Genomic DNA, 11450 nt, shown 5'->3' with positions numbered 1-11450 from the left:
CACAGCGCGGCGGAGCAGCGTCGCCCGGGTGACGAGCACCCTGTCCCGGCCCCGGCCCGCCCCCACCCCGTCTCCCCCGCCGACCCGCCGGTGGCGGCACCTGCCGCTCGCGGTGCTGCTCGCCGCGACGGCCGCGCTGTACCTGTGGGGGCTGTCGGCCTCGGGCTGGGCCAACGCGTTCTACGCCGCGGCCGCGCAGGCCGGTGGGCAGAGCTGGTCGGCGTGGTTCTTCGGCGCCTCCGACGCGGCCGGCGGCATCACCGTGGACAAGGCGCCGGGGGCGCTGTGGCCGATCGGGCTGGCGGTGCGGCTGTTCGGGCTGTCGAGCTGGAGCGTGCTGGTGCCCCAGGCGCTGATGGGCGTCGGCGCGGTCGCGTTGCTGCACGCCACGGTCCGGCGGATCGCCGGGCCGGGGGCCGGTCTGCTCGCCGGGGCCGCGCTCGCGCTCACCCCGGTGGCGGTGCTGATGTTCCGCTTCGACAACCCCGACGCGATGCTCGTGCTCGTCCTGACCGGCGCCGCCTACGCCCTCACCCGGGCGGTCGAGCAGGGTCGCACCCGGTGGCTGGTGCTCGTCGGCCTGCTGGTCGGCTACGGCTTCCTCACCAAGATGCTGCAGGCCTTCCTGGTGCTGCCGGCGTTCACCGCGGTGTGGCTGCTCGCCGCCCCGCTCGCCTGGTGGCCGCGGATCCGGGCGCTGCTCGCCGCCGGGGCCGCGCTGCTGGTCTCGGCGGGCTGGTGGGTACTGGTCGTGGAGCTGTGGCCCGCCGCGGACCGGCCCTGGATCGGCGGCTCCCAGGGCAACAGCGTGCTGGAGCTGGTCCTCGGCTACAACGGCGTCGGGCGGCTCACCGGCGACGAGGTCGGCTCCGTCGGCGGAGGCGCGGGCGGACGCGCCGGTGGCTGGGGCGAGACCGGGCTGCTGCGGCTGTTCGGCTCGGAGATGGGCCGGGAGGCGTCCTGGCTGCTGCCCGCGGCGCTGGTGCTGCTCGGGGTGCTGCTGTGGCGGACCCGGCGGGCACCGCGCACCGACCCGCTGCGCGCCGCGACCGTGCTGTGGGGCGGCTGGCTGCTGGTCACCGGGCTGACCTTCAGCCTGATGGCCGGGATCGTGCACAGCTACTACACCGTCGCGCTCGCCCCGGCGGTCGCCGCGCTGGTCGGGATCGGCGGGGCGACGCTGTGGCACGACCGTGCGTCCGCGGCCGCCCGGTGGTGGCTGGCCGCTGCGGTCGCGGCGACGGCGGTGTGGGCGTTCGAGCTGCTGCCCGCGGAATGGCTCTGGTGGCTGCGCCCCGCGGTGCTCGTCGTCGGGCTCGGCGCGGCGTTCGCGCTGCTCGGGGTGCACCGGATGCCGCGGGTGCTCGCGGCCGGGGTGCTCACCGCGGCGCTGCTGGCCGGCGCCGGCGGGACGACCGCCTGGGCGCTGGCGACGGCGGCGACGCCGCACACCGGGGCGATCCCGAGCTCCGGCCCGGCGGGCTACGCGTCCGGCCCGGGCGGGGGCCGGGGTGGTCACGGCACGATGCGCGGGCCGTGGGCCGGCGCCGGCGTCCCGGGCGGCGCGGCCGGCGCGGCCGGAGCCATCACCGGTGGGGCCGCCGGGACACCGGGCGCGACCGGACCGGGCGGAGCGGCTGCGGGCGCGGCCGGGCAGAGCGGAGCGGCCGCGGGCGCCAGCGCGACCGGGGCCGGGGCCGGGTCCGGTGCGTCCGCGGGCGCACCGGGTGCCGCGACGGCGGGCGGGCCGGGCGGGCCGGGTGGGCCGGGCGCCCGGTGGGCCGGTGGCGGACCCACCCGGGGTCCGGGCGGTGCCGGCGGGCGCGGCGGCGGCCCCGGGGGCATCCTCGGCGCGCCCACGCCGTCGTCGCAGGTCACGGGGTTGATCTCGGCGGGCGCGGGCGATTTCACCTGGGCCGCGGCCACGGTGAGCTCAATGCAGGCGGCGGGCTACCAGCTCGCGTCGGGGGCACCGGTGCTCGCCGTCGGCGGGTTCAACGGCACCGACCCCTACCCGACGCTCGCGCAGTTCCAGCAGATGGTGGCGCAGCACCGGATCCACTGGTTCATCGGCTCCGCGGGCACCGGGATGATCTCCACCGCCTCCGGCGGCAGCGACGACGCGCGCCTCATCGCCGAGTGGGTCGCGGCGACGTTCCCGGCCCGCACGGTCGACGGCGTCACCCTCTACGACCTGGGCGCGTCGTGACCCGACGACAGGACGCCCGGCTCACAGCCGACGCACAGGTCGATCACACAACCACGACAGCCCGGGACCCGATCGTCGACCCCATGACCACAGTCGTCACCGGCCCCGCAACCGGCACCCACCCGGGACGCCCCGGAGCGCGTCCGTCCGACCGCGACCGGACCGTGCTCGACATCGTCGTCCCCGTCTTCAACGAGGAGCGCGACCTGGAGTCCTCGGTGCGGCGCCTGCACGAGTTCCTCTCCTCCGGGTTCCCCTACACGTTCCGGATCACCGTCGCCGACAACGCCAGCACCGACGCCACCCCGCAGATCGCGCAGCGCCTCGCCGCCGAGATCGCCGAGGTCACCACGGTGCGCCTGGACCAGAAGGGCCGCGGCCGCGCGCTGCGCCACGTCTGGTCCGGTTCCGACGCCGACGTGCTCGCCTACTGCGACGTCGACCTCTCCACCGACCTCGGCGCGCTGCTCCCGCTGGTCGCCCCGCTCGTGTCCGGGCACTCCGACCTGGCGATCGGGACCCGGCTGGGTCGCGGGTCACGGGTGGTGCGCGGACCGAAGCGGGAGTTCATCTCGCGCAGCTACAACCTGATCCTGCGCGGCGCGCTCTCGGCCCGCTTCTCCGACGCCCAGTGCGGGTTCAAGGCGATCCGCTCCGACGTGGCCCGGCGGCTGCTGCCGCTGGTCGAGGACACCGCCTGGTTCTTCGACACCGAGCTGCTGGTGCTGGCCGAACGGTCCGGGCTGCGCATCCACGAGGTGCCCGTCGACTGGGTCGACGACCCGAACTCCAGTGTGGACATCGTGGCGACGGCCGTCGCGGACCTGAAGGGCGTGTGGCGGGTCGGCCGGGCACTGGCGACGGGTGCGCTACCGCTGGCCGAGGTCCGCGCGCAGCTCGGGCGGGCGCCGCTGGCCCCGCCGGAGGTCCCCGGGGTGCCGCGGGCGATGCCGTTCCAGCTGGCCCGCTTCGCCGCGATCGGCGTCGCGTCGACGGTGGCGAACCTGCTGCTGTTCCTCGCGCTGCGCGGGACGCTCGGACCGATCGCGGCGAACGTCGTCGCGCTGCTGGTCTGCGCGGTCGCCAACACCGCGCTGAACCGGCGGTTCACCTTCGGCGTCCGTGGTCGGGACCGCGCGGTCACCCACCAGTTCCAGGGTCTCATCGTGTTCGCGCTCGGCCTCGTCCTGACCACCGGCGCCCTCGCTGTGCTCGGCGCCCTCGCCCCCGGCGCGCACCTGGCCGTCGAGGCCGCGGTGATCGTCGCGGCCAACCTGGTCGCGACGGTGCTGCGCTTCGTCCTGTTCCGGTCCTGGGTGTTCCGCACCCGGTCCACCCCCTCCCAGCTCGAGAAGGCGACCGCCGCGTGACCAGCACCCTCGACCGGTTCCCCACCCGGTCCGACGCTCCTCCGCCCCCGTCCGACGGTCCACGCCGCTGGACACGACCCGTCTCGGTCGTCGCGCTGCTCGTCGCGACGGGCGCGCTCTACCTGTGGAACCTGGCCGCCTCGGGCTGGGCCAACTCCTTCTACGCCGCCGCGGTGCAGGCCGGGGCGAACGACTGGACGGCGTTCTTCTTCGGGTCCCTCGACCCGGAGAACGCGATCACCGTCGACAAGCCGCCCGCATCGCTGTGGCCGATGGAGATCTCCGCACGGATCTTCGGGTTCTCGTCCTGGAGCCTGCTGGTGCCGCAGGCGCTGATGGGCGTCGCCGCGGTCGGGCTGCTGTACGCCGCGGTCCGCCGGGTGTCCGGGCACGGCGCCGGGCTGCTGGCCGGGGCGCTGCTGGCGCTCACGCCCGTCGCGGCGCTGATGTTCCGTTTCGACAACCCCGACGCGATGCTCACGCTGCTGCTCGTCCTGGCGGCGTACCTGCTGGTCCGGGGTCTGGAGGACGGCCGGACCCGGTGGATCGCCGCGGTCGGGCTGGTGCTGGGGTTCGCGTTCCTCGCCAAGTCGCTGCAGGCGTTCCTGGTGCTGCCCGGTCTGGCCCTGGCCTGGCTGTGGGCCGCGCCCGGCCGTCCGTGGCGACGGGTGTGGCAGCTGCTCGTCGGGGGTGCCGGGATCGTCGTCGGCGCCGGCTGGTGGCTGCTCGCCGTCGCGCTGTGGCCGGTCGACGCCCGCCCGTACATCGGCGGGTCCGGGGACAACACCCCGCTCGGCCTGGCCTTCGGCTACAACGGGCTGGGCCGGATCGTCGGCGGCGAGGGTGGCCGGGGCGGTGACACCGCGCGCGACGCCGCGGCCGGTGCGTTCCCCGGCGGCGCGTTCCCGGGCGGTGCGTTCCCGGGTGGTGCCCCCGGCGGTGGCGGCATGCCCCCGGGTGGCCCCGGCGGCGCGGTCTTCGGCGGTCAGGCCGGGTTCCTGCGGATGTTCGGGACGTCGTTCGGCACCCAGGTCTCCTGGCTGCTCCCGGCGGCGCTGCTGCTGCTCGTCGCGGCGCTGGTGCTGCGTGGCCGCGCACCGCGCATCGACGCCGTCCGCGGCTCGCTGCTCGTGTGGGGCGGCTGGACGCTGGTGACGGTGCTGGTGCTGTCGTTCATGGAGGGGATCGTCCACCCGTACTACACGGTGGCGCTGGCGCCGGGGATCGCGGCGCTGATCGCGGTCGGCGGTCGCGAGCTGCTCGGACACCGTGACCTCCGGTGGGTCCGCGGGGTGCTCGCCGTCGCCACCGTCGGGACCGCGGTCTGGACATTCGTGCTGCTCGGCTGGTCGCCGCAGTTCCTGCCCTGGCTGCGCTGGGTGGTGCTGGTGGCGGGCGTCGTGTCCGGTGCGGCGCTGCTGGCCCCCGCGCGGGGACGGCGGTGGCTCGCCGTGGCGGTCGGCGTCGCGGTCCTGAGCGGTGTGGCCGCGCCGGCGGCCTACGCCGTCCAGACCGTGGCGACCCCGCACGAGGGCTCCATCCCGACCGCGGGGCCGGAGGTCGCCGGGGCCGACCGGGGCCCGGGCGGGTTCCGCGACGGGCGGGGCGATCGCGACCGGGCCGACGGTGCCGGGACCGCCGCGCCCGGGGCCACCGGGGCCCCGGCCGACGCCGGTGGGGGTCTCCCGGACGGTGCCGCGCAACCCGGTACCGGACAGACCGGTGCGGGACAGACCGGTGCGGGTGGGCCGGGCGGGATGTTCGGCGGTGGTCCGGGGACCGAGCGGACCGGCCCGCAGCTCGTCGCGCTGCTGCGGGACGCGGGTCCGGCCCGCTGGGCCGCGGCGACGATCGGCTCCCAGGGCGCGGCGTCGATGATGCTCGCCGCGGGCGGGGACACCGCGGTCATGGCGATCGGCGGCTTCTCCGGCAGCGACCCCTCCCCCACCCTGGACCAGTTCCGGCAGTACGTCGCGAACGGCGACATCCGGTACTTCGTCAGCGGCGGCCAGCGGGGCGGCCCCGGCGGCGCTCGCGGCACCGGGGCGGAGATCACCGCCTGGGTCGCGCAGCACTACACCGCGACGACCGTCGACGGCACCACGGTCTACGACCTGTCCGCGCAGGCCCACTGACCGTCGTCGCCCGCCGAGTGGCACACCAGGTACCCGTCACCGGTCGACGGGTGCAGCTGGTGTGCCACTCGGCTGCACCCCACTTTCGGCCACAGTGTGCTGCCCCGACGGCGCGCGCGGATGCTCCCGGCGCGCTCCGTTCGGCAGAGTGGGGCCATGACCGCCACCGGCCCCCGCACCGGCGACCCCGGACCCGGGATCCCGACCGACGCGCTGCCGCTCCCGTTGCGCCCACCCGCGAACCGGCTGGACCCCCGCGCGATCTGGTGGTGGCGGCTCTCGGCGGTGCCGGTCCCTCTCGTGCTGCTCGTGGGCCAGGTCGTCGCGTGGTTCCTGCTGCCCGCGGTCCCCTGGCACGGGCTGCTGATCGCGACCGGGGTGCTGACCGTGCTGTGGCTGCTGGTCGGGACGCTCGTCGTACCCGGTCTGCGGTACCGGCTGCACCGCTGGGAGGTGACCGAGGACGCCGTCTACACCCGGTCCGGCTGGCTGGTCCGGGAGTGGCGGATCGCGCCGATCCCCCGGGTGCAGACGGTCGACACCGAGCACGGGCCGCTGCAGCAGGCGCTGGGCCGGGCGACGGTGACCGTCACGACCGCGTCGGCCCGCGGCCCGGTCCGCATCGCCGGGCTCGACGCCGACGCCGCCGCCGAGCTCGCCCGACGGCTCACCGAGACGACCGGGCGGCACAGCGGGGACGCGACGTGACCGAGCCCGACGCACCCGCCACGGGCACCGGCACCGGCACGCCCCCCGACGAGGTCGAGTGGCGACGGCTGCCGGTCCAGATGCTGCTCGTCGGCCCGGCCACCGCGCTGCTGCGCCTGGCCCCCGCGCTGGTCGTGCTCGTCCTGTTCGGTGCGGGCAGCGGCAACTCGACCCAGGTCTGGATCGCGGGGGCGGCGGTCGTCGTCACCGTCGCGGCGGGTGTCGTGCGGTGGCGCACGACCCGCTACCGGATCACCGACGAGCGGGTCGAGCTGCACAGCGGGCTGCTGATCCGGCAGCGCCGCTCGGTGCCGCGGGACCGGATCCGCACCGTCGACCTGACCGCACCGCTGTTGCACCGGATCGTCGGGCTGTCGGTGGTGAAGGTCGGCTCCGGGCAGAGCAGGTCGGACGCGGGCCTCGACCTCGACGCCGTCACCACCGACGAGGCCGAACGGCTGCGCCGCGAACTGCTCGCCCGGCCCGCCACGGCGGCGGCCAGCCCGGCGACGGCCGCCACCGGGAGCGACCCCGGCGGGACCGGGACGGCGCCCGGCGGGGTCGACGGGAGGGATGCCGACGGGAACGGCTCCGCCGGCGGCCCGGCGGACCAGGAGGAGCCCGCCGGCGAGGAGCTCGACCGGATCGACTGGTCCTCGCTGCGCTACGCCCCGCTGACGGTCAGCTCGCTGGCCGCGATCGGCGCGCTGGCCGGCGCGGGCTGGAACCTGCTGAACGAGACCGGTCTCGACCCGCGCTCGCTGCCCGGTGCCGACACCGTCGCCGGGGAACTGTCGACCGCGCCGGTCTGGGCGACGGTGCTCGTCGCGGTCGGTGCCCTGCTGCTGGTCATGGTCGTCGGCAGCATCGTGCTGTTCGTCGAACGCTGGTGGGACTACCGGCTCAGCCGCGAGCCCGACGGCACGCTGCGGGTGCGCCGCGGCCTGCTGACCAAGCGCTCGCTGTCGGTGTCCGAGCAGCGGCTGCGCGGGGTGACGGTGTCCGAGCCGCTACTGGTGCGGGCCCTGGGTGGCGGCGCTCAGGCCGGGGCACTGGCCGTCGGCCTGGCCGGCGACGACGCCGACTCCGGCAGCGGCGCGCTCGGCCCGCCGGTGCGCCGCGCGCACGCCCACACGGTCGCCGCGACGGCCACCCGCGCGACCGGCCCGGTCACGGACGGCCCCCTGCGGGCGCACCCGCCGCGGGCCCGGACCCGGCGCCTGGTGCGCGCGGTCGGCCCTGCGCTCGTCCCGGCCGCCGCCCTCGGGGTGTTCGCCTGGTTCGACGCCGCGGTGTGGCCGGTCGTGGTCGGGCCGATGGTGATCAGCGCAGCGCTGGTCGTGGTGGCCGTACCGCTCGCGCTGGACCGCTACCGCGCCCTGGGCCACCGACTCGACGAGCACTACCTCGTCGCCCGACACGGGTCACTGCTGCGCACCACGACCGCGCTGCGCCGCGACGGCGTCATCGGCTGGCGGATACGGCAGAGCCTGTTCCAGCGCCGCGCCGGGGTGCTGACGCTGGAGGCGACCACCGCCGCGGGCGGCGGCTCGGTGCAGGTGCTGGACCTGGACCCCGCCGACGCCGTCGCGCTCATGGCCGCGGTCACCCCGGACCCGGTCGCGCCGTTCCGGGTCCCGCCGCGGGTCAGCGACGCCGGCGGGTCCCGAACAGACTGCGGGTGATCTCGCGGGTCACCGTGGTGGTGAGCTGACGACCGGTCGGTGACTGCAGGAAGTCCCCGATCTTGGAGAAGATCCCGCCGCCCGACGAGTCCTGCGGCGGGGGCGGCGGGGCCTGGCCCGGTTCCGGAGCAGGGGCGGGCGCCCCGACCGGCGTCGCCTCGCCACCCGGCCCGGCCGCGATGCTCGCGGTGAGCTTCTCGTAGGCCGACTCGCGGTCCACCATCTGTCCGTACTTCGCCTGCAACGGCGAGGCGGCGGCGTCGGCGCGGACGTCGTCGACCGGCAGGGCGGCCATCAGCGAGCGCGGGGCCCGCAGCCGGGTCCAGGCGACCGGTGTCGGCGCGCCGCGCTCGGACAGCACCGTGACGATCGCCTCACCGGTGCCCAGCGAGGTCAGCGCCGACTCCAGGTCGTAGACCTCGGACTTCGGATAGGTCCGCACCGTGCGCGACAGCGCCTTCTGGTCGTCCGGGGTGAAGGCCCGCAGCGCGTGCTGGATCCGCGCGCCCAGCTGGGACAGCACCTCGTTCGGCACGTCGGTGGGCAGCTGGGTGCAGAAGAACACCCCGACGCCCTTGGACCGGATGAGCTTGACGGTCTGCTCGATGCGGTCGAGGAACGCCTTCGAGGCGTCGGTGAACAGCAGGTGCGCCTCATCGAAGAAGAACGCCAGCTTGGGCCGGTCCAGGTCGCCCGCCTCGGGCAGCTCCTCGTACAGCTCGGCGAGCAGCCACATCAGGAACGTGGAGAACAGCACCGGGTTCGCGGCGCGTTCGGCCAGCTCCAGCAGGGTGACGACACCCTTCCCGTCGACCTGACGCATCAGGTCCGCGGGTTCGAACTCGGGCTCGCCGAAGAACTCCTCGCCGCCCTGGGCCTCCAGGTTGACCAGCGCCCGCAGGATGACCCCGGCCGTCGCCGGGGAGACCCCGCCGATGCCCTTGAGGTCGGCCTTGCCCTCGTCGGAGGTGAGGTGCGTGATGACCGCGCGCAGGTCCTTGGTGTCGAGCAGCGGCAGCCCGCGCTGGTCGGCCCAGTGGAAGATCAGGCCGAGGGTGGACTCCTGGGTGGCGTTGAGGCCGAGCACCTTCGCCAGCAGGATCGGGCCGAACTGGGTCAGCGTCGCCCGCACCGGGACGGCGACGCCGCCGTCGCCCAGGGACAGGAACTGCACCGGGTACGCGGTCGGGACCCAGTCGTCGCCCGTGTCGGTCGCGCGAGCGGTGACCTTGTCGTTCGGCTCACCCGGCCGGGCCATGCCGGACAGGTCGCCCTTGACGTCGGCGAGCAGGACCGGGACCCCGGCGTCGGAGAGCTGCCCGGCCAGCGCCTGCAGCGTCTTCGTCTTGCCGGTGCCGGTCGCCCCGGCCACCAGGCCGTGCCGGTTCAGCGTCGCGAGCGGGATCCGGACCCTGGCCTGCGGGTCGCACACGCCGTCGACGAGGACGGTGCCGAGCTCCAGCGCGGGTCCGTCGGTGGCGTATCCGGCGGCGATGGTGCGAGCGGGTGTGTCGTCAGCCACGGCGCGAGCCTAGGGCACACCCCCGACGGTGGTGGGCGAGGCTCGCGCCCGTCGCACCGATGTCACCTAGGCTGTGACGATGACCGATCGGCTGGTGTGGATCGACTGCGAGATGACCGGGCTCGATCTGGGGTCCGACGCCCTCATCGAGATCGCAGCCCTGGTCACCGACGGCGACCTGAACATTCTCGGCGAGGGCGTGGACGTCGTCATCGCCTGCGACGACGCGAAGCTCGACGCGATGCCCGACGTCGTGCGCGACATGCACGCCCGGTCCGGGCTGACCGAGGAGGTCCGGCGCGCGACGGTCACGGTCGAGCAGGCCGAGAAGATGGTGCTCGACTACGTCCGCACCCACGTCCCGGACGCCCGGTCCGCGCCGCTGGCCGGCAACTCGATCGCCACCGACCGGGGCTTCATCGCCCGGGACATGACCGAGCTCGACGGGTACCTGCACTACCGGATGATCGACGTCAGCTCGGTGAAGGAGCTGGCGCGGCGCTGGTTCCCCCGGGTGTTCTACGCCAAGCCGGAGAAGGGCCTCGCGCACCGCGCGCTCGCCGACATCCGCGAGTCGATCCGCGAGCTGGCCTACTACCGGCAGGCGCTGTTCGTGGCCCCGCCCGGTCCGACGACCGAGCAGGCGCAGGCCGCGGCGGCCGCGGTCGCGCACGTCGCGGCACCCCCGCAGACCGGTACGACCCCCGGCTGAGGGCTCCCGCGGACCCCGGTCTATAGTTTCTCCAGCGCTTCCGGGAGTCCGGGAGATCGCGATGGTGGGTGTAGCTCAGTTGGTAGAGCACCTGGTTGTGGTCCAGGGGGCCGCGGGTTCAAGTCCCGTCACTCACCCGGTCGCCGATTCTGCAGCAGCAGAGCCGTGCGACGGACAAGTACACATGCGCCGTTAGCTCAATTGGCAGAGCAGCTGGCTCTTAACCAGCGGGTTCGGGGTTCGAGTCCCTGACGGCGCACGCACGATCACAACCGAATAGCACGCGCCGTTAGCTCAATTGGCAGAGCAGCTGGCTCTTAACCAGCGGGTTCGGGGTTCAAGTCCCTGACGGCGCACCACCGATTCTGTGGGGGTAGGACGTCATCGTCCTACCCCCACAGCTCGTCCTGTCCCCTGCAGCTCATGGTGCCGACGGTTCCCGGCCGTGCTCATCCCGGCAGCCCCAGCAGCCGTTCGGCGTTGAGGTGGGCGATCTTCTCCATCGCGAGCGGGGGCAGGTCCGCCTCGCGGAGGAACGCCCGGGCGCCGTCGTTGCCCAGCATCGGGTAGTCGACGCTGAACATGATCCGGTCCACCCCGACCGTCTCGACGCAGAACCGGAGCTGGGCCTGGTTGAACATCCCGCTCGGGGTGATGTGGACGTTCTCCCGGAAGTAGTCCCCGACCGGACGGTCCAGGTGGGTGATCCGCTGCGGGAGGGCCTCCTCGATCCGTTCGAGGTAGAAGGGGACCATCTCGCCCCAGTGGCCGAGGACGAGCTGCAGGTCCGGGTACCGGTCGAACACCCCGGCGAGGACCAGATGGAGGAAGTGAGGTGTTCTCAGTAGCGGGGTGGCAGGTCGTGGCGACACGCCGAGGGTGGTGAGATGAGCGGGAACGGGGCAGGACCCCGGTAGATCGGTTCGGTCCAGCACAGATCGACACCGTCACCGAGGTCCTGCATGTCTGATCCTGTCACCTACACCGCTGTCCTCCCGATCGGGGAGCGCACCGTGGCCTATCTGGCGCGGCTCCTGGTCCTTCAACGCCGTCGACGTGGCACCCGGCGGCGGGCGTTGACCCCGTTCGCCCAGGCAGTGCTGGTGATC

General features: G+C 74.7%; 8 protein-coding genes, 3 tRNA genes and 1 pseudogene. 10 read left to right on the top strand and 2 right to left on the bottom strand.

Going from position 1 to position 11450, the window contains the following annotated elements; all coding sequences use genetic code 11:
• Positions 1–28: 28 nt before the first annotated feature.
• From Ae331Ps2_RS17185 to Ae331Ps2_RS17165, 5 genes are all read left to right on the top strand, one after another.
• The gene (locus tag Ae331Ps2_RS17185; RefSeq protein ID WP_075307762.1) at positions 29–2209 is read left to right on the top strand and encodes a glycosyltransferase family 39 protein; all 2181 of its coding nucleotides are present in this window, start codon (positions 29–31) and stop codon (positions 2207–2209) included.
• A gap of 83 nt (positions 2210–2292) precedes the next feature.
• A complete protein-coding gene (locus tag Ae331Ps2_RS17180) occupies positions 2293–3579 on the top strand; it encodes a bifunctional glycosyltransferase family 2/GtrA family protein (RefSeq protein WP_075329753.1) in 1287 nt (428 codons plus the stop codon).
• Positions 3576–5714 (top strand): glycosyltransferase family 39 protein, encoded by a 2139-nt coding sequence (locus tag Ae331Ps2_RS33855; protein ID WP_075307766.1) that lies wholly within the window; start codon positions 3576–3578, stop codon positions 5712–5714. Before Ae331Ps2_RS17180 ends, Ae331Ps2_RS33855 begins: the two co-directional genes overlap by 4 nt.
• A gap of 156 nt (positions 5715–5870) precedes the next feature.
• Positions 5871–6422, top strand: a complete 552-nt coding sequence (locus Ae331Ps2_RS17170) for a PH domain-containing protein (protein WP_075307768.1) — start codon at positions 5871–5873, stop codon at positions 6420–6422.
• Positions 6419–8107: a PH domain-containing protein gene (locus Ae331Ps2_RS17165; RefSeq protein ID WP_075307770.1), complete on the top strand. Its 1689-nt coding sequence runs from the start codon at positions 6419–6421 to the stop codon at positions 8105–8107. Before Ae331Ps2_RS17170 ends, Ae331Ps2_RS17165 begins: the two co-directional genes overlap by 4 nt.
• On the opposite strand, the gene Ae331Ps2_RS17160 is transcribed toward Ae331Ps2_RS17165, so the two are convergent.
• Positions 8070–9629 carry a helicase HerA-like domain-containing protein gene (locus Ae331Ps2_RS17160; protein WP_075307772.1) on the bottom strand — a complete coding sequence of 520 codons (1560 nt, stop codon included), beginning with the start codon at positions 9627–9629 and terminating at the stop codon, positions 8070–8072. The genes Ae331Ps2_RS17165 and Ae331Ps2_RS17160 overlap by 38 nt on opposite strands.
• Positions 9630–9708: 79 nt before the next feature.
• Here Ae331Ps2_RS17160 and orn point away from each other — a divergent pair, with 79 nt between their 5' ends.
• The 4 genes from orn (at position 9709) to Ae331Ps2_RS17140 (ending at position 10700) form a co-directional block, all read left to right on the top strand.
• Entirely contained in the window at positions 9709–10341 is a 633-nt protein-coding gene (orn, locus tag Ae331Ps2_RS17155; RefSeq protein ID WP_043280303.1) for an oligoribonuclease, read from the top strand.
• Positions 10342–10405: 64 nt separating this feature from the next.
• Positions 10406–10478, top strand: a tRNA-His gene (locus tag Ae331Ps2_RS17150).
• Between the two features lie 49 nt (positions 10479–10527).
• Positions 10528–10600 (top strand) — tRNA-Lys (locus Ae331Ps2_RS17145).
• A gap of 24 nt (positions 10601–10624) precedes the next feature.
• Positions 10625–10700, top strand: a tRNA-Lys gene (locus Ae331Ps2_RS17140).
• Positions 10701–10790: 90 nt separating this feature from the next.
• On the opposite strand, the gene Ae331Ps2_RS17135 is transcribed toward Ae331Ps2_RS17140, so the two are convergent.
• A complete protein-coding gene (locus Ae331Ps2_RS17135; protein ID WP_249265588.1) occupies positions 10791–11213 on the bottom strand; it encodes an amidohydrolase family protein in 423 nt (140 codons plus the stop codon).
• 90 nt (positions 11214–11303) lie between these two features.
• Between Ae331Ps2_RS17135 and Ae331Ps2_RS33350 the strand changes: the two are divergent.
• Positions 11304–11450 (top strand): annotated as a pseudogene (locus Ae331Ps2_RS33350) (IS5/IS1182 family transposase); the annotation flags it as partial.

The organism is Pseudonocardia sp. Ae331_Ps2 (assembly GCF_001932405.1).
Taxonomy (GTDB): Bacteria; Actinomycetota; Actinomycetes; order Mycobacteriales; family Pseudonocardiaceae; genus Pseudonocardia.
The sequence above is the reverse complement of the archived record's forward strand: the minus strand, read 5'-3'. Positions and strand labels throughout refer to the sequence as shown.

What these genes read in the sequence shown, in the direction of transcription:
- Ae331Ps2_RS17180 (WP_075329753.1), top strand. Translation starts at nt 2,293, where the DNA reads ATGACCACAGTCGTCACCGGCCCCGCAACCGGCACCCACCCGGGACGC.
- Ae331Ps2_RS17170 (WP_075307768.1), top strand. Translation starts at nt 5,871, where the DNA reads ATGACCGCCACCGGCCCCCGCACCGGCGACCCCGGACCCGGGATCCCG.
- orn (WP_043280303.1), top strand. Translation starts at nt 9,709, where the DNA reads ATGACCGATCGGCTGGTGTGGATCGACTGCGAGATGACCGGGCTCGAT.